Source organism: Amycolatopsis sp. DG1A-15b (assembly GCF_030285645.1).
GTDB lineage: Bacteria > Actinomycetota > Actinomycetes > Mycobacteriales > Pseudonocardiaceae > Amycolatopsis.
Map to the genome: position 1 here is coordinate 1285537 of NZ_CP127296.1, position 22129 is coordinate 1307665.

Below are 22129 nucleotides of genomic sequence, written 5' to 3' on the forward strand. Positions count from 1 at the left end.
CCGGCCGCCTCAGACGCGGTCGGCGGCGATCAGCAGGTAGTGGAAACTGCCTTCGCGGTAGGCGGTCAGGAACGGCTTCTCGACGCCGGTGGCGACCGGCGACTTCTCCCGCAGCTCCCAGTACGGGATCGTCGCGGCGGTCAGGTCGACGACGTTGATCGGCACGAACCCGTTGGCGGCCAGCGCTTTGAAGTAGTCGCCGCGGGCGTGGATGTTGCAGATGTAGTGCTGGTCGATCTGGCTCACCGCGCGCGACCGGCCGCCCGTGACGTCGTTGTAGCACCCGGTGATCGTCACGTACCGGCCGCCGGGTTTCAGCTGCCGCGCGTGCTCGGCGAAGAGGTCGTTCAGGTCCACGTACATCGTGCTCTCGTTGTTCCAGATGCCCTGGAACACGCCGGATTCGAACCCGGTGTCGAGCATGTTCCGCAGGTGGTAGCGCACCGAGCCGTCGATCCCGCGCTGCCGCACGTGCGCGTTGGCGAACCCGACCTGCTGCTCCGAAATGGAGATGCCGTCGACCTGGCAGCCGAACCGCAGGTGGGCCATGACGCTCGTGCCGCCGCGGCCGCAGCCGGCGTCGAGCAGCCGGTCTTCCGGCGTGATCGGGCCCAGGTGGTCGAGCAGGACATCCGCCTGCGCGGTCTCGAGCCGGTGCATCTCCGCGATGATCGCCTCGTCGCGCGTGGCGGCCGGGGCTTCCAGCACGGCCGGGTCGTAGTCGCCGAGGCCGTAGTGGTGGTGGTAAAGGCCGTCGACGTCGCCCAGCCGGAGGTTCACCGGGTCCTTTTCCGCGTTCCAGTAGTCGGCGACCGACTGCTGGTACGCGGTCCGGGTCACGGGCTTCTCGAGAGCGGTCATCGATTGAACTCCTCGGTGTTTCCTTGGCAGGAAAGGGATCCGGTGCCCCCTTGAGGAAGACGCTAGTGGCGGGAGTTTCGCAGGGACAAGGAGCTTCACCTGGGTTTTGCCGTCGTTGCCCGTCCGGCCCAGCAAAGCCTGCGCCGGAGGTGGTCGGTGCCGGGCCGCCGACCCTCGTTCGAGACCGGTGACGCCTCGACCGGGTGACGAAACGCGACAGCGCGTGTCAGGTGATTTCGAGGTTCGCCATCATGCCCATGTCTTCGTGTTCGGCGTTGTGGCAGTGGAAGAGGTAACGACCGCGGTAGCCGTCGAACCGGGTGATGATCTCCGCCGCTTCGCCCGGGCGCAGCGAGACGGTGTCCTTGAGCCCGGCGTCCTGCGGCAGCGGCGGCCGCCCGCCGCGCGAACGCACCCGGAACCCCGCCAGGTGCAGGTGGACCGGGTGGTGGACGTCGGCGACGAGCCGCCACACCTCGACGTCGCCGAGGGAGACGGTGACGTCCGTGCGGGCCGGGTCGAACGGCCGCCCGTCGATCAGCCAGCCGGATCCGCCGGCCATCCGCCCGGCGCGGAAGGAGAAGTCGCGGACCCGGACCGGCCGGTCCCACGACGGCAGATCCGTCGACAGCACCGCGGGAACGCGGCTGTCGTCACGGGCGCGGCGCGCGACCCGGAAGGCCATCACCTCGGCGGTGCGCCCGGACCCCAGCCGGTTGAGCAGGCGGACGCGGCCGCCGATCGGGACGCCCGCGAAGTCGACGACGACGTCGTAGCGCTCGGCCGGCCCGACGGGCAGGGCGGCGTGGGTGACCGGCGCGGCGAGCAGCCCTTGGTCGGCGCCGATCTGGACGAGCGGGAGCCGCCGCCCGTCGTCGGCGACCGCCTCGAGTTCGTAGTGCCGGGCGTTCGACGCGTTGAGGATCCGCAGCCGGTACCGGACCGCGTCGACCTCGTGCACCGGCCACGGCGCGCCGTTGACCAGGAGCACGTCGCCGAGCACCCCGCCCAGGAAGCTTTCCCGCACGCCCGGCCGGTCCCGCAGCGTGCCGTCCACCGACGGGTAGTCGAGGCTGCCGTCCGCGGCGAACGCGCGGTCGGCGATCAGCAGCGGCAGTTCCCGCGGCCCCGACGGCAGGCCGAGTGCTTCTTCGGCGTCGTCGCGCACGATGTGCAGCCCGGCGAGGCCGCGCCAGAGCGCCGGAGCCGTGAAGTCCATCCGGTGGTCGTGGTACCAGAGCAGCGCCGGCCGCTGGTCGAGCGGGAACGTGTAGCTGCGGGTCAGCCGCGTCCGCACGGCCCGCGGGTCGGGCATGGCGTGGTGGCCCGCCGTCCAGCCCGCGGGCAGCACCAGGTCGGTCGGGTAGCCGTCGGAGTCCGCCGGCGTCCGCCCGCCGTGCAGGTGCACCACGGTCGGCACGGGCAGCTCGTTGCGGTGGGTCACGGTGATCGGCCGGCCCCGGCGCGACTCGATCGTCGGGCCCGGGAACGTGCCGCCGTAGGTCCACATGGGCGTCCGGATCCCGGGCAGGATTTCGGTTTCCGCGACGCGCTGGGTGATCTCGTAGCGGCCGGGGGCCACCGGCCGCAGGACGGGCGGCAGCGGCAACGGCACCTGGAACGGCGGTGGCAGCGGCACGGCGCTGCGGAGTTCGGCGCCGGTGAGCGCGGGGCGCCGCGACAACGCGGCCGCCGTGGACAGCCCCGCGGCGGTCAGCAGGCCGAAGGCGCCGCCGAGGCGCAACGCCTGGCGCCGCGACAACCGCTCACGCATCGACGGCCTCCAGGGGACGGCGCCACAGGGCGACGGCCAGCACGACGAGCCCCGCGACGGTCAGCACGCCCAACGGCAGGTGCAGCCACAACGCGCCGTCCAGCCCGGCGAAGTACTGGACCGTCTCCGCGGCCGCCACCGCCGTCGTGGCGAGGAACGGCCACGCCCGCCGCACCCGGACCCAGACCAGGATCGCGGCGATCACCTGCAGGTAGCCGAGGGACGTGACGACGTCGGCTCCGGCCGCGTGCAGGCGCAGGCCGTCGTAGTCGCCGCTCAGGTACACGCCGGCGAACACCGGCTGGCCGGCGATCGCCACCAGGTGCGCGCCCGCCACGGCCCGCAGCGCCCAGCTTGGTTTCCCGGTTCTTTCCACACACCGAAGCTATGACCGTGCAGTCATCGTGTCTAAGATCAATATCGCTATGCCGTTATGACGTGGGAGGCATGACGTGGATCTGGGGGCACTGCGGCAGTTCCTCGTGGTGGCCCGGCTGGAGCACCTCAGCCGCGCGGCCGAAGAGCTGCGCGTCGCCCAGCCGTCGCTGAGCCGCACCATCGCGCGGCTGGAGAACGAGCTCGGCACACCGCTGTTCGACCGGGCCGGGCGGCTCCGGCTCAACGACGCCGGGCGGCTCTTCCGCGGCTACGTCGAGCGCGCACTCGGCGAGCTCGACGCGGGTCGGCGCGCGGTCGCCGACGCGACGGGCGAAGGCTTCGGCACCGTGCGGCTGGCGTCGGAAACCTTCCTCACCCTGACCCGGCCGCTCGCCGCGTTCAAACGGGCCCACCCGGACGTCGAGGTCGAACTGCACCAGCTGCCCGCCGACGCGATGGCGCGGGCCTTGCGATCCCACGAGATCGACCTTTGCGTGGCGTCGCAGCCGATTCCCGACGAAGGCTTGGCGGGGGTCCGGCTGCTCGACGAGCCGGTGCTGGTGGCCACGCCCCTCGGCCACCGGCTGGCCGACCGCGCCTCGGTCGCCGTCGAAGACCTCGCGGGCGAGCCGTTCGTCACCGCCCGGCCCGGGCACTGGCACCGGCGGCTGCTCGACCGGCTCTTCGCGGCCCGGGACCTGACACCGAAGATCGTCTTCGAAGGCGACGAACCCGGGGCCATCCAGGAACTGATCAGCGCCGGCCTGGGCATCGGGCTCAACCCGGCGATGGCCCGCCGCGTCGCCGCGCAGGTGCCGGTCGTCTGGCTCCCGGTGGACGCCCCGGACTGCCGGCGCACGATCACCCTGTTCTGGGCCGCGGGCGACCGCCTGCCCGCCGCGGCCCGCCTGATGCGCACCGCACTCACCGATTGGGCGTGGGACCCTCCGTCGTGATCCCGGCGAGGAAGTGGCGCTGCGCCACGAAGAACACGATCAGCAGCGGCACGGTCGTGATGACGCTCCCGGCCAGCACGATCTCCCACCGCTGCTCACCCGCCTGGCCGAACTGGTCGGACAGCGCCTTGAGCCCGCGGGGCAGCGTGTACAGCACCGGGTCGCGCAGGTAGATCAGCGGCTTGAGCAGGTCCGACCAGCTGGCCTTGAGCTCGAACACGAAGCTGACGATCAGCGCCGGGCGGCACAGCGGCACGGCGATGCGCCAGAACAGCGTCCAGTGGTTCGCGCCGTCGACGCGCGCGGCCTCGAACACCTCGCGCGGCAGGCCGAGGAAGAACTGGCGCAGCAGGAAGATGTAGAACGCGCTGCCGAACAGGTTCCCCGCCCACAGCGGCACCTGCGTGTGCGCCAGGCCGGCGCTGTTCCAGATCAGGTACACCGGGATCATCGTCACCGCGGCCGGCAGCATCATGGTGGCCAGCACCAGGCCGAAGAGCGCGCTGCGGCCGGGGAAGCGGAAGTACGCGAAGCCGAACGCCACCAGCGAACTGGTCAGCGTCACGGCCACGGCCGCCGCGAGCGACACCGCGACGCTGTTGAGCAGCCAGGCCGCGACCGGCGCGGCCCGCCAGATCTCGACGTAGTTGTCCCACGCCCAGGTCCGCGGGATCAGCAGGTTGTCGAAGACCTGCGCGCGCGGCTTCACCGAAGCGCTCAGCAGCCACACGAACGGGTAGAGGAACAGGACGGTCGCCGCGGCCAGCGCCGTCCAGCGGACCACGCGGCGCGGCGTCACCGGTCACCGCCTTCGTAGTAGACGAACCGCCGGCTCAGCCGCACCTGCACGAGCGTGATCGCCAGGATGACGACGAACAACAGCCACGCCATCGCCGAGGCGTAGCCGAGGTGGAGGAATTCGAAGGCCTGCTGGAAGAGGTAGATCAGGTAGAACAGCGCCGCGTCGTTGCTGTAGGTCGCCGAGGCCGCGGAGCCGTAGAAGGCCGTGTAGGCCTCGTCGAACGACTGGAGTGCCGCGATCGTCTGGACGATGAGGGTGAAGAACAGGGCCCCGCTGATCATCGGGACGGTGATCCGCCGGAACCGCTGCCACGCCGACGCGCCGTCGAGTTCGGCGGCCTCGTACAGCTCGCGGGGCACTCCGCGCAGCGCGGCCAGGTAGATCACCACCGTGCTGCCCACCGACCACAGGTGCATGAGCACCAAGCCCGGTTTCACCCACGGCCCGTCGGTGCTCCACTGTGGACCGTCGATGCCGACCAGCCCCAGCACGGCGTTGACCAGGCCGGCCTGGCCGTTGAACAGGATGAGGAACAGCACGCCGACGGCGACCTTCGGGGTGATCTCGGGCAGGTAGAACACCGTGCGGAAGAACCCGGCCGACCGGTGGCCCGCCCGCGTGAGCAGAGACGCCAGCGCCAGCGAGACGGCCATCGTGGCCGGCACCGACATGACGGTGTAGACCAGGGTGTTGACCAGGCTCTTGCGCACGGCGGGGTCTTCGAGCAGCCGCCGGTAGTTGGCCCAGCCGACGGCGTCGGGCGACCGCAGCGCGTCGTAGTCGGTGAAGGAGAGCACCAGGCTGGCGATCATCGGGATCGCCATGAAGATCACGAACCCGATCATCCACGGCGACAGGAAGGCGTACGCGGCCCAAGCTTCCCTGGTACGCCGCTTCACCGGGCGGCGTCCAGCGCCCGCTGGGCCTCCTGCTGGCCTTGTCGCAGGGCGTCGGCGGGCTGCTGCTCGCCCGAAAGCACCCGGTTGACGGCGTTCTGCCAGGCCGTCTTGAATTCGGAGCCGGCCGGGGAGGCGGGCATGGTGAAGGCACTTTCCTGCGCCCGCAGCACGGTCTGCACGGCGGCGTCGAACGCGGGCCGGTCCTTCAGCTGCACCAGACCGCCGAAGATCTCCTGGTCGGCGACGCGGTTGCCGGTGTAGACACCGGTGAACGCCTTGCCGGCGGCTTTCCGCTTCTCCGCGCGGGCCTTGGCGGCGGCGACCCAGGCCGGCGCGTCCGTCATCGTCTTGATCCAGGCGCAGGCCTGCTCCTTGTGGGTGCTCCCGGCCGGGATCACCCAGGCGCTGCCGGTGACCCAGTCGATCGGGGTGCCGGCGGTGTCGGTGAACGGCGCCGCGGAGACCCGCACGTCGGGAGAGTAGTTGGCGAGGACGTTGAGGTACCAGTCGTCCATCAAGCTGGCCGCCAGCTGGCCCTGCTTGAACGGGTTCTTCTCGCCGAAGAAGTCGAACGAGTCGCGGAAGGCCTTCACCGCGCTCCAGCCGCCCTGGGCGTCGATCAGCGACTTGGTGTACGTGAGGGCCTCGGCCAGCCGCGGGTCGTCGAGGTGGGCGGTGCGGCCGTCGTCGCTGAGCATCTGCACGCCGTTGGCCTTGGCCCACAGCGGGAGGAACTCGGGGATCTTCGGGTCGAACCCGATCCGCGACAGCCCGCCGCCGGTGCGGACGGTGAGCTTCTGCGCGGCCGTGGTCAGCTTGCCGTGGTCGGCGGGGGAGACGTCCTGCGCCGTCATGCCGCTCGCTTCGACGGCGGCGTCGTTCACGAGCAGGACCCGGTTGTCGTAGAACTCGGGCAGGCCGTAGACCTTGCCGTCGAGGGTGACTTCCCGCAGGGCGGCGGGCCGGTACTGGCCGACGTCGATGTGCTGCTGGGCGATGCAGCCGGTGAGCGGCTCGAGGGTGCCGCGCGCGGCGTAGGTGCCGAGCAGCTGCCGGTCGAGGTAGACGAGGTCGGGCGGGGTGTGCGAGGCGACGGAAGCGAGGAACTGCTGGGCGTCGAAGGCGCTGCCGCCGATCTTCACGGTGGCCGGTGCGATCGCCTTGCCCGCCAGGTCGGCGCGGGTGGTGGCGATTTCGTCGCCGAGGCCGAACCCCATGGTCGTCAGGGTGGCCGCGGCGCCGGTGTCGCCACCGCTTCCGACCCCGCCGCACCCGGAGAGCAGCAGGACCGCCGTCGCACCGGCCAGAAGTTTCCGCGCCATCGCACACCCCTCCCAGAGGCGGCGTGGGTACCCGCTGGGCGGTGGTCCAAACCGGTTTCAGTGCGGCGCGGTGACCCACGGGTTGGGGCGGCAGACGGCACCGTCGGGACGGACCTTCGTGGCGGCACCGGGTTCGGCGCGGTTGAGGTTCGCGAGGTAGGTGTTGGACAGCCCGAAGGTCTGCTGCATCATCACCGGCGCGGCCGCACCGGGGGCGGGACAGCCGACGTGGCCGAAGCCGAGGGCGTGGCCCATCTCGTGGTTGATGGCGTAGGCGCGGTAGCCGGCCAGGTCGCCGTCGTAGGAGTGGGCGCCGCGGAGCCAGCGGGCGAGGTTCACGACGATCCGGTGGTCGTGCGAGAGGCGGCACGAGGAGTCGAAGGGGATGCCGAAGCCGCAGAGGTCCGGGCGCCGGGCGGTGCCGGGACTGGTCAGGCTGATCCGGACGGAGGGGCCGGCGCCGGCCTCGGCCTCGGCCTCGCCGAGCCGGCGGAAGGTCACGGCCCCGAGCCCGATCCAGCCACGGGGGTCGGCGAGGATCGCGTCGACGTCGTGGCCGAAGGAGGGAAGGTCGACGCCGTCTTCGATTTCGACGGTGTAGGTGAGGAGTTTCTCGCCGCTGCCGAAGTCGTGGCCGCTACCGGGGACGACGTGCCAGGTCCCGTCGCCGGCTTCGGTGACCGGCACCCCATCGGGCAGCGCGGCCGGTTCGGGAGCGGGTTTCGGGGCGGTGGCCGGCACGGTGGGCGGAGCGGTGGGCAGGGCGGAACCGACCCCGGAGATCCGCCGCGGCTGGGCGGCTTGCGGGGTGAGGAGAAGAGCAAGGGCAAGGGCAACGGCGAACACGAGCACAGCGGGCGGCCACCAAGCCACGGCGGCGGCCGCGGGCGCGGGAGCCGGAGGCGGCGGAGCGGGCGGTTCGGCCGGGGTGGCCGGTGCACGCGGAACCCGGGGCGCCGGCGGGCCGACGGAGATCGCGGGGGCGACGGAGATCGAGCGGGGGCGCCGTGCTTCGGGTTGGGGCGTGGGCGTGGGCGTGGGTTGGGGTGTGGTTGGCGCTGGGGCTGTGCGGGTGGCGGCGGTCGGCGTGGCCGTCGGATGGGATGTGGGCGCCGGTTCGGGTGTGGTCGGCGCTGGGGCTGTTCGGGCTGCGGCCGTCGGTTGGGGTGTCGGTGCCGGCTCGGGCGTGGGCTGGGGTGTAGTCGGCGCTGGGGCCGTTCGAGCCGCGGCGGCCGGTGCGGCCGAGGTCGCGTCTTCGGTCGAAGTTCGCTGCTCGGGCGGCCACACCGGGGCGGGTGTTGCGGGGGAAGCCAGGCGCGCCTCGGGGATCGGTGTGGCCGAGGCCGGCGGCGCGGGCGCTGCCGGGTTGGCCGGTGCCGTCCAACCTGCCTGCGCCACCTGGCCAGGCGCCGGCGGTTCCGGAGATGCAGGGTGGCGTGGAGTGGTTTCGGCCGGGGCCATCCGGGCCTCGCCGGCCGGTGCCGCCGGAGCCGCCGGTGCCGTCCGAGTCGCTGCGGCCGGGCTCTCCCCGGCCGGTGCCGCCGGGCGGTCCGGTGCCGTCCGAGTCGCTCCGGCCGGGCTCTCCTCGGCCGGTGCCGCCGGGACCGCCGGAACTGCCGGGACCGCCGGGACCGGCCGAGCCGTCGGGGGCGGGATGCGTGGCGACCTCGGTGCCTGGACGCCCTGCGGCGGCGCCGGCCGGCGGCGTGGCTGGGGGAGCCAGTCCACGCGGGCCAGGGGGTGTCGTTCAGTAGGCAAGGCCCACGCTCGCACACTCCGGCGCCACCGGGCCCTCGGTTTGCGGGTACGACACCGTCGACGGGTCGCCGTCGGAGGTGTAGCGGTGGCTCTCGGGCGCACCCAGTTCGTCGAGCCAGTGGGCCGATCCGTACTCCGCCTCCGAACCCGCCGACTGCGAACGGATCCGCGGGATCGCCGCGGGATCGAACTTGCCCGAGCACGGTGACGGCGCCGGCCCGGCCCCCACCAGGAGCGCGCCGCCGTACGAGTAACCCGGGCCCTGCAGCGCCAGGCCCGTGCGGTGCGGGCGGCTTCCGTACGGCAGGGCCAACGTCGTCGGCCGGTAGCCCGGGACCGCCTGGCGGATCAGCGCGTCCTCCTCGGCGATCGCCGCCGTCACCGCCGGTTCCGTTGCCGTGCGCAGGTTCGTGTGGTGCCGGGTGTGGTTGCCGATCTCGAAGTGGTGCTCGGCCAGCCAGCGCAGCGCGCGCCCGTCCGCGTCGCCGCCGAACGGGTGCTCGTTGACGTACAGGCTCGCGACCGGGCGGAACCGCGGGTGCGCCGCCGCGACGTCCAGGAGGATGCGGACCGCCGTGCCCGGTTCCGGTTGGCCCTGGGGCGTCAGGCGGAACGTGCTCGGGTCGCCGTCGTCGAACGTCAGGACCACCGGGTGCGCGCCGGCCGGGAGGTCGAGCCGGCGGGAGACCAGTTCCGCCGTCGTGACCGGGACGTAGTCCTCGGTCGCGAGCCGTTCGAGCTCGGCCGTGAAGTCGGCGGGCGTGCGCTCGTAGACCGACTTCGGCTGCGCGACGAGGCGGTGGTACATCAAGACCGGCACCCGGCCGAGCTCGTCGGCGCCCACCTGCCGGGCGGCGGCGGGCGTGATGCGGACCGGCGCGGCGGCGGGCGCCGGGTGCGGCGGTGCGGGCGCCGGGGCGACGGGCGCGGGGCCGCCACAGGCCGCCAGCGCGAGGACGGCGGTGAGCCCGGCACCGGACCGGAAAAGGCAACGCATGGCGGAAGTGTGCGTCGGGCCCGCCGCGGGCGCGGGCCGGACCACCGGGTCGGGTGAGCCCGCAATGGTTCGCGATGGCCCGGAAAAGCGGGATTTCCCAGGCCGGGGCCATGAGCCCGGAAACGGCTCCAGCACGATTCGGTGATCGTCGGGAAACCGGTTTGGCGAAGATCACCGCCGGGTATTTCCCCGCGATGGTCCCGAAAAAGGCGGTCGCCGCCGAACGAACCTTCGATCGACGCCTGGTCCTCACCGCCGCCCTCGCGGGCTTGGCCACGAGTGCGTGTGGTGCGCTGCAACGGGGACGGGCGCTGGCCGTGCCGGCCCCGGCAGCAGCCGCCGCCGCCGCGGCGGCGGCGCCGCCACCGCCTCCGAACCCGCTCGAAAAAGGCCTGCTCGTCGGCTTTTGCGGGGCACCGGGCGCGAAGGCGCTCGGCCGCATGACGGGCGACCTCACGGAAGCGAGCCGCGCACTCCGCCGCCAGATCGAGGCGTTCCCGCCGGGACGTCCGGTCACCCCGGTCGTCGAGCTGATCGCCACCACCGTGCACCGCTCGCCGGGCGAGGACGGCATGTTCCGCAGCCGCTGCGAGGACGCGACCGTGCGCGACTACCTCGACGCCGCGCGGGCGCTGAACGGGTTGCTGCTGCTGAACATCCAGCCCGGCCGCGCCGACTTCCTGCCCGAGGTCCAGGCCTACGAACGCTGGTTGACCGAGCCCGACGTCGGCGTCGCGCTCGACCCCGAGTGGGCCGTGGAACCGGGCGTCGTCCCCGGCAAGAAGTTCGGCCGCACGACCGGCGCCGAGCTCGACGGGGTCGCGCGGTACCTCGGGGGCCTGGCCGACGCGCACCACCTGCCCGCCAAGGTGATGGTCTACCACCAGGTCGCCGCGTCCGTCGTGCGTGACGAAGAGCTTTTGCGGCCGCACAAGGGAGTCTCGGTCGTCAAGGTGGTCGACGGCATCGGGTCGGCCGCCGCCAAGAAGGCGACCTGGAAGACGCTGATGACGACCATGCCCGCCCAGGTGCGGCCGGGCTTCAAGCTGTTCTTCGAGGAGGACACCCGCCGCGGCGCGGGCCTGATGACCCCGGCGGACGTTCTGGCGCTGAGCCCCACCCCCGCCTACGTCGTCTACGAATAGCCGGCACGTCGGAAAAGCCCGGTGCGGTCCGCCGCACCGGGCTTTCTCATGGCCGCGTACCCGGTTCGCAGACGACGAAAGCCCGGCGCGGGAGGGGAACCGCGCCGGGCCGTCGCCGGCTTGTCCGTCCGGGGTACCGGCCGGCCTAGCCGACCGGGACGGGCAGCCCGCCGAGAAGGTCGTTCACCAGCGCGGAAAGGCTGATCAGCACCCGCTGCAGCAGCGCGTTGAGCAGGGCCGACACCGGCGGCAGCGACTGGCGGGCCGCCAGCTTGGCGGCGAGCTCGTCGACGCCCTTGCGCGCTTCGGCGTTGTCCTTCTGCGCCGTGGCCGCGCTGTCCTTGGCCGCGGCCTGGATCGTGTACCGCTTGCCCTGGGCGAGATCCGACAGCAACGGGTCGAGGCGGGCGAGGGTGGCCTGCGTGCCGGGCACGTCCCCGTTGTCCGCCCGCGCCGCCAGCTGGTCGCGCAGGCCCTGGACCTCCGCCGCGGCGCTGGTGGTGCTCGACGATCCGCTGCCACCCGGCCCGCCTGCCGTCGCCACACCCACCCCCGTCAAGGCCACCGCGGCGGCGGTGACGAACACCGTGAGCGCTCGGGTCAGTGCACTTTTCATGTCGTACTCCTCCGGATTGTGCGATGCCGACTGCGATCATGGTGAGCGCCGGTCCGCGATAACGCGAGCGGATGTCCGGGTGCCGGCGGAACCGGTTGATTTCACACGGTGTACAGCCCCGCGAGTTCTCCGGAACAAACATCGACATCGCGTGAAGCGGTTGTTCAGCCGTTTTGCGCTTCGGCTACTGATCGTGAGGCCATCACTCGGCCGTGTCCGACGATTGCGATGAATGGCTGAATCGGCTCGGGTTTCTTCACCAAAGGTGCGATCGGTGCCAGTTTCGAGTGAGGCGCGACTTTCACTCGATCGTGAGGTTTAAGGAAAGGAATGATGGGTAATCAAGCGAATTTGGCTGGCGGTGGGAAAGCCACCCTTAAGTAGGGTACGGTGCGAAAACACTTCTTGCGCGGCGAACGCGTGGCTAATCTGGGAGGCGGCTGCAGGGCCGGTTTCTCCGGCCGTTACTGTGGCCTCCTCGGTGCCGAGACCTGACAACTGGGCGCCATTCGGAGAGAAGTAAACGCAGAACGTCCCGACGCCCGACGGCGCCGGGACGTTCTGCGCGAAGACGGGAGGAAACGGCGGTGCGGGGCACCAGGGTCACTCGGGCAGCCGGCGGGAGCCGGGTGTGCGGTACCGGTGGCACCCGGACGCCGGAGGAACGGGTACGTGGCATCGGCCGAGGTCGGGTATCCGGCGGGAGTCGGGTGCCCGGTGCGGGAAGTGCCCCGGCGCCCGGCGGGGATCGGGTGTGCGGTATAGGTATTACCGGGGCCCGGAGCGGCGACCCGGTGCGTGGGATCGGCGTCGCTCGAGTGCCGCGTCAAGATCTGCTGCGCCGTCGGAGTGGCGCAGGAACGTCCGGTGGGGACCGGCTTTACGACGTGACCGACCCTCAGGCGCCCGGCGGGTTCCGCCGCGGCTCGGCCGGCGGGTACGTGTTCGCCGGCGGCGGGGTCGCCCCCGCGGCCGGGTATCCCGCCATCGCGCCCGGCTTGGGGTCACGGCGCACCAAGCCCGCCAAGCCCAGCAGCCCGACCAAGCCGAGCAGGCCCCACAAACCGTTGTCGTCGTTGTCGTCGCGGGTGTTGTCGCGGTTCGTTCCGTCGTCGTCGGTCTGCCGGTGCCACGCCGGTGCCGCGACGTCCGGTGCCGCCGATGCCGGCACCGCCGCCGTCAGCGCGAACGCCGCCGCCGCGATGCCGGCGCAGCAAAGCTTGCCTGCCCTGTGGTTCATCTCGGTTCTTCCTCCCGTTGTCGAGGTTGCGGAAATCGGTCTACCCGGGCGTACCCCCGCCGGCGGCATTCACTCCCGCTGTCACGGGAACGGGCGAAGACTTCGCCGCCGGGCCCCGCTTTTCGGGTCGTTTCCGGCGTTTGTAAGATGGTTGCCGGTTCAAGACGGAGCCGTACAGGGACGCGCCGCGTGCGCCCGCCCGCCTCCGGGTGGCCCTCCGTTCTCAAGCGCAGCAGCGCATCCGAGCCGGCAACACCGTCCACTGCCGTGGACCGGGGGAGGAATGAACACTGAACTCGCCGTCGCGCCGCTCGGCGCGACGTACACGCCACGCCTGATCTGCACCACGGGCGACCGCCTGATCCACCCGGCGGACGGCCGCAACGACCTCGCCAGGATCGTCGTGCGCTGGGCCCGCGCCTGGGTTCCCGAAACCTGGCCCGCCCGCCAGTACTTCGCCGCGCTGGGCATCGGTGACGACGAAAACCCTTGCTACCGCGACGAAGACGTCGTCGGGTGGCACCTTCTGCAGCCTCGGCCGGACTCGCTCGCGTGGCGGGTGCGGTCGGGCGAGATCGACGTGACGACCGCGCTCACGGCCGAAGCCGAGGCCTGGCCCGGATAGGAAATCCCCGCGAAAGAGCCCTGCGTCACCCGGCGCAGGGCTCTTTCGCATACCCGAAACATTCTTTGCTCCGCAAGCGATATCGGAGGAAGATACCGGGAAGGGCTAGGCCACCGGCAGAACCGGGAACTAACCCGATCGGACCACACCGGGCGCGGTCAGCGGCTCGCGGTACCCACACGATGGTGGCACGAAGTGGAAACCGCGTCCCGGCATCAGTACGTTTCCCTCACACGGGACGGAGGACACACCTTCATTGCCGTCCCGTTCTCCGAATAGCGTTCATCGAGGAGCAATCCATGCTGAAGAAGATCGGGTTCGTCACGGCCGCCGCCGCGGCCGGCGCGTTCCTGGCCGGCGGCATCGCCGCGGCCGACACCCCGGGCGGTCACCACCACGGGCACCACGACGGTCACCACCACGGCGGCTACGACTACACCGGCCAGGTCGGCCTGGTGAACCTGAACAACACCGACGTGCTCCACAACGTCAACGCCACGCTCGGCCTGTGCGGCAACGACGTCAACGTCCTCGGCGTCCAGGTGCCGATCCACGACTCGCTCAACGGCATCGGCGTGCCGATCCTGTCGCCGGGCAGCCACGAGGCCAGCGGCGAATCGCCCTACAACTGCGCCTCGGGCGGGCTGTCCGACGGCGGCACGAGCCAGGGTCACTGAAATTTCCGTGCCCGGAGCCGCCCCTGCGTGCGGAAGCCGGCTCCGGGCACGGGAAATCGGCCGCCGGCGCTGACGCCGCACCGCGCGCCCGGAACACGGAGCGAGCTGCACACTCCGGTTCCACGTTCCGGGCCCGTCGCGACGCCGGACGGCGCCGACCCGGGTGGGACCGGCCGCGACGCTGGAGAAGTGCGCCGGTCCCACCCGGCCTGACGGCACCATAACGAACTTTCCCGGGCCCGGCGAACCGAAGCCGGGCCCGTTTCTTTCCCCGTTCCCCCGCCGGACCGTCCGGCGGGTACCCAGAAGGAGTATTTTTCCCGTGATCAAGCAGCTCGGCTTCGTCGCCACCGCCCTCGCCGCCGGGATGGCGGTGCTCGGCGGATCCGCGTCCGCGACCAGTGTCAGCGTTGCGGGCCACCCGGTCGACACCACCGACCAGTTCGGCCTCGTCGGCAACGTGCAGAACCTCGACGTGGTGCACAACCTGAACGTGGTCGGCGGCGTGTGCGACGACGACATCAACGTCCTCGGCGTCCAGGTGCCGATCCACGACACCGCCAACGGCATCGGCGTGCCGGTCCTCTCCCCGGGCGAGCACGAGGCCGAGGGCCAGAACCCGGACAACTGCGCCGCCGGTGAGATCGCCGACGGCGGGACCACCCAGGGCAACTGACCCCCAGCGGGTCCGACCGCCGCGCGGGTGCGTCCCGCGCGGCGGTTCGTCACGTCCGGTCCAGCCGGTGCACCGCCACTTCCCGCACGACGAGCAGCACCGCGGCCGCGACCGGTACCGCGACGAAGGCGCCGACGACGCCGAGCAGTTCGAACCCGAGCAGCACCGCGACGACCGTGACGAGCGCCGGGATCCGGACGGCACGACCGACGATCTTCGGCAGCAGCACGTAGTCCTCCACCACCCGGTAGCCGACGAAGAACCCGAGCGTCGCCAGCCCGACCGGCACCGACACCGTGAGCGCGACGAGGGTCGTACCGGCCCCGGCCGCCACCGAACCCGCCACCGGCACCAGGTCGAGCACGGCGACGAGCACGGCGAGCACCAGCGGGTAGGGCACGCCGAAAGACGACAGCCAGGCGAAGGTCGCCGCTCCGGCGATCACCGACACCGCGACGTTGCCGACGAGGTACGCGCCGACCTTCCGGAAGACCGCGTCGCCGATCAGGATCACCCGCGGTCGCCGCGACCGCGGGGCCAGCCGGTAGAGCGCGGTGCGGATCCGCGGGAAGTCGGCGACGAAGTAGGTGGCGAGCACCACGACGATCACGGCGTCACCGAGCAGCGCCGCGAGTGATTTCGCCACGTCGGACAGCTGCACGGACCGGACGGCCGCTTCGAGGCCGAAGGTTTCGTTGGCGCGGCCCAGCAGGGTGCCGTGGTCGCGCAGCAGGGTCAGGTACCGCGGAGCGCCGTTCCGCAGCTGCGCCGCCTGGCCGGCCAGGGGCACGGCGGCCGCGGCGACGGTCCCGCCGAAGACGGCCAGCCCGGTCACGACGACCACCGCGGCGGCCAGTGCGCGGGGCACCCGGCGGGCGAGCCGGGCGGTCACCGGCTCGAGCCCCACCGCGAGGAAGAACGCGATGCCGATGAGCAGCAGCACGTCGGAGGCCGCGAGGAGGAGTTCGACGACCGCGACCGTGACGACCACCCCGGCCGCGGCGAGCATCCCGGTGAAGAACGGCGCGCGGCGATCGAGCGGTTTTCCCGGTCTGCCCAAGGGCTTTTCCTGCCGGGCCGCCGCTCCTTCGGCCTCGCCGACGGGATGCCCGGCTCGGTACGCCCCACGGCCGCTCGTTGCGTGCATGAGTTGTGGGCTACCCCGCGTGACGCGGCCGAATCCACCCGATCCGGGCTCGCCGGCAAGTCCACGCTTCCCGGTGACGCCATCCGCCTGCCGTTGCCGGAACCGTTGGGGTGTCAGCAAAATCGCCTATGCGCTTCAAAGGTCTTCTGCTCGTCCCGGTCGTCGCCGTCGCTGCCGCGTTCGCGGCGGCCCCGGAAGCGGCGGCCATCAGCGCGCCGCGGCTGCTGATCAACCAGGACTTCCCCGATCCGGACGTCGTCAAGACGGCCTGGGGCTACTTCGCGTTCTCGACGGGCACGAAGGCCACGCGGATTCCGATGGCCGGCGCCGCCGCGGCGGAAGGGCCGTGGCGCGTCGCCGGTGACGCGCTCGGAGCGGTCCCCGCCTGGGCGAAGGCGGACGGCGGGTTCTGGGCCCCGGACGTCACCCAGCTGGCGGACGGCACCTTCGTGCTGTACTTCGCGGCCGCGCAGACGGCGGGCGGCGAGATGTGCCTCGGCGCGGCGACGGCGAAGAAGGCGGAAGGACCGTACACGCCGGCCGGCGACCGGCCGCTGGTGTGCGAACCCGGCGACCACGGGGACATCGACCCGCAGACGTTCGTCGACGCGGACGGGGCCCGGTACCTGCTCTACAAGAGCGACGGCGCGGCGGCCGGGCCGCCGTCGGCGATCTGGGCGCAGAAGCTGCAGGCCGACGGGCGCACCTTCGCCGGTCCGCGCACCGAGCTGCTGCGGGCCGATCTGACGCCCGAGAGGTCGGTCGTCGAAGCGCCTTCGGTGGTGAAGACGGCGTCCCGGTACCTGCTGTTCTACTCCGCGGATACGTTCGACAGCACGGGCTACCACACGTGTTACGCGTCCGCGCCGACGCTGGGCGGCGCGTTCGTGAAGGCGGACGCCCAGTTCCTGTCGACGGACCTGCTCGGCGGCAAGGTGGACGCCCCGGGCGGCGCCGACGTGGTGGACGGCCACATCTTCTTCCACGGCTGGCTGAGCGGCGGCCGCACGGCGAGGGGCCTGTACGAGCTGCCGATCACCTTCGCGGGTGACGTGCCGCAGCTGGGCTGACGTGTCACCCACTCGTATGACGCTCCGGTTGGGCGGCCGGGTCCCGGATATCCGGGAGCGAGGGAACGGAGGAGTGCCATGACGGTGTGGTGGGGATTGGCTGGCTTGCTCGGGCTGCTGGGGTGCTGTGGCCTGCTCCGGAGCCATCGCGCCGCCGGAGCGGCGGTCGAGGACGACCCGCTGGCGCGCTATCCGGTGGCCCGCGAACCGGCGACACCGAACGCGGACGCTGCGCACACGCCGCTGATGACGCCGGCGATCACGCCGGAGATGCTCGCCGGCCACCCGGGGCCGGCCGGGTCGCGGCCGGACGCGGTGGTGCCGGAGTCGGGGACGATCGCCGGGGAGATCCCCGCACCGCGGCCACCGTCCCGCGGGGCGGGGGAGCGGCCGGTCGCGGCTTCGGCGGGGCAGGTGGCGGGAGGATCGGTGCCCGGGCCGGGCACCTCCGGGGTCCCGCAGCCGCCGAAGCACGCGCTTCGGACCGAGGCGTCCGCGCCGGAAACCGCGGGTGTCCCTCGAGCTCGTGCACCGGAACCCGGGGCGACCCCGCAGCCGCAGCCGAACTCCACCGGGCTCGGCGGTACCGTCAAGCGGCTCCTGCGGCGCGCCTGACCCTCACCCCAGCGGTGCGCCGTCCTCGGCCAGCCCGGCCAGCAGATCGCCGTGGTCTTCGATGCGGTCCAGGACGTCGTCCGCCGTGAACGTCAACCGGTTCACGTGCCGGCAGGCGCGGACCTCGTCCCACGTCACCGGGGTGGACGCCGTCGGGTGGTCGCGGCCGCGCAGGGAATACGGGGCCACCGTGGTCTTCGCCGGGTTGTTCTGGCTCCAGTCGATGAACACCCGGCCCGGGCGCTGGGCCTTCGCCATCACCGCCGTCACCGACTCCGGTGTCTCCTTCGCCAGGCGCTGGGCGAGCCGCTTGGCGTAGGCCGACGGGGCCGCCGGGTCGTCCGTCCGGATTCCGCAGTAGAGCTGCATTCCCTTGGAGCCCGACGTTTTCGCGTACGGCGTCAGCCCGTCGGCGACCAGGACGTCGTGGAGGCGCTCCGCCACCCGGCAGCAGTCGACGATCGTGGTGCCCGGGCCCGGATCGAGGTCGAACACCAGCCGGTCCGGGGGCTGCCGGTTGCCCGATTCCACCGTCCACTGGGGAACGTGCAGCTCGAGCGCCGCCATGTTCGCCGCCCACACCAGGCCCGGGAGGTCGTCGAGGAGCGGGTAGTCGATCGTGCCGCCCGTGCCGGCCAGGCGGACCGTGCGCAGCCAGTCCGGGGCGCCCTTCGGGGCGTTCTTCTCGAACCACTTCTGGCCGTCGACGCCGTTCGGGTAGCGGATGAACGTGACCGGCCGCCCGGCGAGGTGCGGCAGCAGCACCGCCGCGACGCGGGAGTAGTAGTTGATCACCTCGCCCTTGGTGAACCCGGCCGCCGGGTACAGCACCTTGTCCAGATTGGACAGGGTGAGCCGCCGGTGGCCGGCCTGGACGGTGATCCGCTGACCCGCCGGCTCGGGCGAGGGTGACGGCGAAGGCTGCGCGGCCGCGGCGGCCTCGTGCGGAACCGCGCGCGGCGCCAGGACCTCGGCCGGATCCTTGTCGTGGCGCAGGCCCCGCCAGGCGGTGTGGCGGACGCGGCCGCCGCGGGTGAACTGGCGGTAGACGATCTCGCCGACCAGCCGCGGCTCCACCCAGCGGGCGCGGGCGGTGTCCTCCCGCGGCGGTGTCGTCACGAACGGGTGGGTGCGCCGCTCCATCGCCTCCAGCTGCGCCCGCAGGTCGGCGCGGGTGGCCTGGCTGAACCCGGTGCCGACGTCGCCGATGTAGACCAGGTCGCCGGTCGCGGGGTCGTGCGCGCCGAGCAGCAGCCCGCCGAGGGTGCCGGTGAAGCTGTGCTGGCCGGGCCGCCAGCCGCACACGATCACCTCCTGGGTCCGGACCAGCGGGTGCTTGAGCCACGAATCCGGCCGCTGCCCGGGGTGGTAGGCCGACGAACGCAGCTTCGCGACGACCCCCTCGTACCCGGCGGACGCGGCGTGGACGAGGAAGTCCGCGGGCGTGCGGCGGTCGGCGGCGAGCTCGTCGAAGGTGACCGCGCGGACCACGGAAACGCGGTACGGGTCGGGCATCGGCAGCTCGGCCAGCAGGCCCCGGCGCTCGTCGTACGGCGCGGCCAGCAGGCTCCGGTCCCCGAGCCGGAGCAGGTCGAAGGCCAGGAACCGGACCGGGACGTCCGTGAACTCCAGCCCCTTCGGCCCGCTCTGGTGCCGGACGTAGCGGCCGCGGCGCTCCTGCATCCGCTCGAAGTCGATCCGGCCGTCCTCGCCGTAGACGACGACCTCGCCGTCCAGGTAGGCGGCGCGGCCGTCCAGCGCGGGGGCGAGCACGCCCTCGAGGTCGGTGAATTCCGCGGTGAAGTCGATGTTGTTGCGGCTGGTGAGCGCGGTCGTGCCGTCCGGGGCGATCCGCATGGCCGCCCGGTAACCGTCCAGTTTGTACTCGTAGGCCCACTCCGGGCCGCTGCGCAGCCGTCCGCCGTCGGCCTTGGCGAGCATCGGCTCCACCCAGGCCGGAACGAGCGACGCGTCGTCTGCCGCCATTCGGACCTCCGTCACCTTTCGTGCCCAAAGTACTGATCCGGCCAAAAGCAGGCCGCCCCTCCGCGGCGCGCAACCGTTGCCACGAAAGTCATTCGGCCGTGACTGTGGTCGGATTAGTACTGGTCGGCACAGTAACCCGTTCGGCCTAGATTGGCTGGGTTTGTGCAGGTGAAAGCGGCTTGAACGCCTGTTCGGCGTGCCGCTCAGGCAGGCAGGAAGTCGTCGACGGCCCGGCGGAGCGTCGCGCGCACCGTCTCGGCGTCGTCGAGTTCGCCGCCGTGCAGGGCGCCGTCGCGCAGCAGGACGAGCACGCGTGCCGCGTGGTCCGGTTCCGGGTGGCCGAGGTCCGCCGCCTGGTCGCGCAGGACGCCGAAGAACCACTGCCGGTGGTCGTCGATCACCTGGCGCACCCGGTTCTCCGGATCGGGGTACTCGGCGGCGGCGTTGAGGAACTGGCAGCCGCGGAAGTCTTCCCCGCACGTCGCGTCGCCGACCACCGCCATGGTTTCGGCCAGCGCCTCGCGCGGTGGCTTGCCCGTCCGCGCCGACTCGACGGCCGCGCGGATCTGGCGGCTGGTTTCGGCGAGGTAGGCGGCGACCAGGTCGTCCTTCGTCGGGTAGTGGCGGTAGAAGGTCGCCCGGGTCACGGCCGCCTCGGAAACCAGCCGTTCCACCCCCACGGCGTGGATGCCCTCGGCGTAGAAGAGGCGGGCGGCGGTCGCGAGCAGCCGGTCCTTCGGGTGCGGCTCGGCAGTCCTCATCCCCGCAGCTTAGAGAAAGACCGATCGTTCTGCCAGATCGGCTTCGTCACATTGCCACGGCGGGCCGGACGGTCCAGAGTGGCTAGCAGAAAGACCGATCGTTCTCCCTGAAGGAGCCAGTCATGAGCAAGCCCACCATCGTCCTGGTCCACGGCGCGTTCGCCGACTCGTCCAGCTGGACCGGGGTCGTCGCGAAGCTGCAGGAGCAGGGCTATCCGGTCCAGGCGGTGGCGAACCCGCTGCGGGGCGTCGAGTCCGACGCGGCCTACGTCGCGGACGTCGTCAACAGCGTCGAAGGCCCGGTCGTCCTGGCCGGCCACTCCTACGGCGGTGCCCTGATCACCCGCGCGGCCACCGAGACGCCGAACGTCCGCGCCCTGGTCTACATCGCCGCGTTCCAGCCGGACGCGGGCGAGAGCGTGTTCGAGCTGTCCGGCCGCTACCCGGGCGCCAAGCTCGGCCCGGAGACCACGAACGTGCTCGAGCACGACGGTCAGCCCGAGCTGTCGATCAAGCCGGCGGACTTCGCCGAGGTCTTCGCCGCCGACGTCCCCGCCGCCACCGCGGCGGTCATGGCGGTGACCCAGCGGCCGGTCGCGCAGCAGGCGCTGGCCGCGCCGTTCGAGGGCACCCCGGCGTGGACGAAGCTGCCCTCGTGGACGCTGGTCGCGAACCAGGACAACGCGATCCCGGCCAAGGCGCAGGAGTTCATGGCCGAGCGCGCGTCGTCGACGGTCCGCCGGATCGACGCCTCGCACGCGGTCGCGGTGTCCCGGCCCGAGGTCGTCGCCGAGGTCATCCTCGCCGCGGCGGCGAGCGTCGAGTGAGTCAGCGGCACAGGGCGGTCGCCTCGTCCAGGCGGGCCAGCTTCTCCGGGTTGCGCACGGCGTAAAGCCCCGTGACGAGACCGTCGTCGACGCGGACCGCCACCACGGTGTCGACCTCGCCGCCGCGCCGCAGGATCAGCGCCGGGTAGCCGTTGACCTGGGCGGCTTCCAGGGTGCCGACGGCGAGGTTGCCCAGGCCGGCGGTCAGCAGCCGGGCCACGTCCGCGGCCCCGGTGACGGGCGCCGGCGTCGCCTGCACGACCCCGCCGCCGTCGCCGAGGAACACGACGTCCGGGGCGAGGACGTCGAGCAGGTCCCGCAGGTCGCCCGTCTCGGCGGCGCGCCGGAAGGCTTCGAGGGCGTCCCGGGTCGCCGCCGGCGAAACGGCCCCGCGCGGCCGGCGGGCGGCGACGTGGGAGCGGGCCCGGTGCGCGATCTGGCGCACCGCGGCCGGGCTCTTGCCGACGGCTTCGGCGATCTCGTCGTAGCCCAGGTCGAACACCTCGCGCAGCACGAACACCGCCCGCTCGGCCGGCCCGAGCGTCTCCAGCACCAGCAGCATCGCCATCGAAACGCTGTCGGCCAGCTCGACGTCCTCGGCGACGTCGGGCGTGGTCAGCAGCGGCTCGGGCAGCCACGGCCCGACGTAGGACTCCTTGCGCCTGCCGAGCGCCCGCAGCCGCATCAGCGCCTGCCGGGTGGTGATCCGGACCAGGTACGCCCGCCGGTCCCGCACCGCGGCGAGGTCCACCCCCACCCACCGCAGCCACGTTTCCTGCAGGACGTCTTCGGCGTCGGCGGCCGAGCCGAGCAGCTGGTAGGCGACGGTGAACAGCAGGTTGCGGTGGGCGAGGAAGGCCTCGGTGGCGGGGTCGGCCATGGGTGGCGCCTCTTTCGGTCGCGGGTTTCCCCTCCAGATGCCGCACGCCGTCGCGGTGTGACAGTGATCGTCGTCACCCGTCCAGGGTGTCACGGGGTGCGGGGCCGCCGGCATCTC

Annotated in this window: 22 protein-coding genes; 8 read left to right on the forward strand and 14 right to left on the reverse strand. The window is 72.3% G+C overall.

The window, feature by feature from the left end; genetic code table 11:
* Nucleotides 1–9: 9 nt before the first annotated feature.
* From QRY02_RS05965 to QRY02_RS05975, 3 genes are all read right to left on the reverse strand, one after another.
* A complete protein-coding gene (locus tag QRY02_RS05965) occupies nt 10–861 on the reverse strand; it encodes a geranyl diphosphate 2-C-methyltransferase (RefSeq protein ID WP_285990488.1) in 852 nt (283 codons plus the stop codon).
* 226 nt (nt 862–1087) lie between these two features.
* Entirely contained in the window at nt 1088–2635 is a 1548-nt protein-coding gene (locus QRY02_RS05970) for a multicopper oxidase family protein (RefSeq protein WP_285990489.1), read from the reverse strand.
* Nucleotides 2628–3011 (reverse strand): hypothetical protein, encoded by a 384-nt coding sequence (locus tag QRY02_RS05975; RefSeq protein WP_285990490.1) that lies wholly within the window; start codon nt 3009–3011, stop codon nt 2628–2630. Before QRY02_RS05975 ends, QRY02_RS05970 begins: the two co-directional genes overlap by 8 nt.
* Before the next feature lie 76 nt (nt 3012–3087).
* Between QRY02_RS05975 and QRY02_RS05980 the strand changes: the two genes are divergently transcribed.
* Nucleotides 3088–3969 carry a LysR family transcriptional regulator gene (locus QRY02_RS05980; protein ID WP_285990491.1) on the forward strand — a complete coding sequence of 294 codons (882 nt, stop codon included), beginning with the start codon at nt 3088–3090 and terminating at the stop codon, nt 3967–3969.
* On the opposite strand, the gene QRY02_RS05985 is transcribed toward QRY02_RS05980, so the two are convergent.
* The 5 genes from QRY02_RS05985 to QRY02_RS06005 all read right to left on the reverse strand — a co-directional run bounded on the left by QRY02_RS05985 (nt 3938) and on the right by QRY02_RS06005 (nt 9747).
* Nucleotides 3938–4768: a carbohydrate ABC transporter permease gene (locus tag QRY02_RS05985; protein WP_285990492.1), complete on the reverse strand. Its 831-nt coding sequence runs from the start codon at nt 4766–4768 to the stop codon at nt 3938–3940. The two genes, QRY02_RS05980 and QRY02_RS05985, sit on opposite strands and share 32 nt — an antisense overlap.
* Entirely contained in the window at nt 4765–5670 is a 906-nt protein-coding gene (locus QRY02_RS05990) for a carbohydrate ABC transporter permease (protein WP_285990493.1), read from the reverse strand. The genes QRY02_RS05985 and QRY02_RS05990 overlap by 4 nt, the downstream gene beginning before the upstream one ends.
* On the reverse strand, nt 5667–6992 hold the full coding sequence (locus tag QRY02_RS05995) for an extracellular solute-binding protein (RefSeq protein WP_285990494.1): 1326 nt from the start codon (nt 6990–6992) through the stop codon (nt 5667–5669). The genes QRY02_RS05990 and QRY02_RS05995 overlap by 4 nt, the downstream gene beginning before the upstream one ends.
* Before the next feature lie 57 nt (nt 6993–7049).
* Nucleotides 7050–7844, reverse strand: coding sequence for a DUF3152 domain-containing protein (locus QRY02_RS06000; protein ID WP_285990495.1), 795 nt, complete (start codon nt 7842–7844; stop codon nt 7050–7052).
* 895 nt (nt 7845–8739) lie between these two features.
* Nucleotides 8740–9747 carry a polysaccharide deacetylase family protein gene (locus tag QRY02_RS06005; RefSeq protein ID WP_285990496.1) on the reverse strand — a complete coding sequence of 336 codons (1008 nt, stop codon included), beginning with the start codon at nt 9745–9747 and terminating at the stop codon, nt 8740–8742.
* 161 nt (nt 9748–9908) lie between these two features.
* Between QRY02_RS06005 and QRY02_RS06010 the strand changes: the two genes are divergently transcribed.
* Nucleotides 9909–10892 (forward strand): hypothetical protein, encoded by a 984-nt coding sequence (locus tag QRY02_RS06010; RefSeq protein ID WP_285990497.1) that lies wholly within the window; start codon nt 9909–9911, stop codon nt 10890–10892.
* 145 nt (nt 10893–11037) lie between these two features.
* Here QRY02_RS06010 and QRY02_RS06015 read toward each other — a convergent pair whose 3' ends face one another.
* On the reverse strand, nt 11038–11508 hold the full coding sequence (locus QRY02_RS06015; protein WP_285990498.1) for a hypothetical protein: 471 nt from the start codon (nt 11506–11508) through the stop codon (nt 11038–11040).
* An 898-nt stretch (nt 11509–12406) separates the two neighbouring features.
* Complete coding sequence (locus tag QRY02_RS06020; RefSeq protein WP_285990499.1) at nt 12407–12748, reverse strand: WGxxGxxG family protein; 342 nt, start codon at nt 12746–12748, stop codon at nt 12407–12409.
* 283 nt (nt 12749–13031) lie between these two features.
* Between QRY02_RS06020 and QRY02_RS06025 the strand changes: the two genes are divergently transcribed.
* From QRY02_RS06025 to QRY02_RS06035, 3 genes are all read left to right on the forward strand, one after another.
* Nucleotides 13032–13373 carry a hypothetical protein gene (locus tag QRY02_RS06025; protein ID WP_285990500.1) on the forward strand — a complete coding sequence of 114 codons (342 nt, stop codon included), beginning with the start codon at nt 13032–13034 and terminating at the stop codon, nt 13371–13373.
* A 299-nt stretch (nt 13374–13672) separates the two neighbouring features.
* Nucleotides 13673–14050, forward strand: a complete 378-nt coding sequence (locus tag QRY02_RS06030; RefSeq protein WP_285990501.1) for a hypothetical protein — start codon at nt 13673–13675, stop codon at nt 14048–14050.
* A gap of 322 nt (nt 14051–14372) precedes the next feature.
* Nucleotides 14373–14726 carry a hypothetical protein gene (locus QRY02_RS06035; protein ID WP_285990502.1) on the forward strand — a complete coding sequence of 118 codons (354 nt, stop codon included), beginning with the start codon at nt 14373–14375 and terminating at the stop codon, nt 14724–14726.
* Nucleotides 14727–14775: 49 nt separating this feature from the next.
* Here the strand turns inward: QRY02_RS06035 and QRY02_RS06040 are convergent, their stop codons facing one another.
* Complete coding sequence (locus QRY02_RS06040) at nt 14776–15786, reverse strand: AI-2E family transporter (protein WP_285990503.1); 1011 nt, start codon at nt 15784–15786, stop codon at nt 14776–14778.
* A gap of 215 nt (nt 15787–16001) precedes the next feature.
* Between QRY02_RS06040 and QRY02_RS06045 the strand changes: the two genes are divergently transcribed.
* A complete protein-coding gene (locus QRY02_RS06045; protein ID WP_285990504.1) occupies nt 16002–16943 on the forward strand; it encodes a glycoside hydrolase family 43 protein in 942 nt (313 codons plus the stop codon).
* 78 nt (nt 16944–17021) lie between these two features.
* The gene (locus QRY02_RS06050) at nt 17022–17558 is read left to right on the forward strand and encodes a hypothetical protein (protein ID WP_285990505.1); all 537 of its coding nucleotides are present in this window, start codon (nt 17022–17024) and stop codon (nt 17556–17558) included.
* Between the two features lie 3 nt (nt 17559–17561).
* On the opposite strand, the gene ligD is transcribed toward QRY02_RS06050, so the two are convergent.
* Both ligD and QRY02_RS06060 read right to left on the reverse strand, forming a co-directional pair.
* Nucleotides 17562–19544 carry a DNA ligase D gene (ligD, locus tag QRY02_RS06055; protein WP_285990506.1) on the reverse strand — a complete coding sequence of 661 codons (1983 nt, stop codon included), beginning with the start codon at nt 19542–19544 and terminating at the stop codon, nt 17562–17564.
* A gap of 203 nt (nt 19545–19747) precedes the next feature.
* Nucleotides 19748–20305 carry a TetR/AcrR family transcriptional regulator gene (locus tag QRY02_RS06060; RefSeq protein WP_285990507.1) on the reverse strand — a complete coding sequence of 186 codons (558 nt, stop codon included), beginning with the start codon at nt 20303–20305 and terminating at the stop codon, nt 19748–19750.
* Between the two features lie 122 nt (nt 20306–20427).
* On the opposite strand from QRY02_RS06060, the gene QRY02_RS06065 reads away from it, so the two are divergent.
* A complete protein-coding gene (locus QRY02_RS06065; protein ID WP_285990508.1) occupies nt 20428–21132 on the forward strand; it encodes an alpha/beta fold hydrolase in 705 nt (234 codons plus the stop codon).
* Between the two features lies 1 nt (nt 21133).
* On the opposite strand, the gene QRY02_RS06070 is transcribed toward QRY02_RS06065, so the two are convergent.
* A complete protein-coding gene (locus QRY02_RS06070) occupies nt 21134–22012 on the reverse strand; it encodes an RNA polymerase sigma-70 factor (RefSeq protein ID WP_285990509.1) in 879 nt (292 codons plus the stop codon).
* Nucleotides 22013–22129 lie beyond the last annotated feature (117 nt).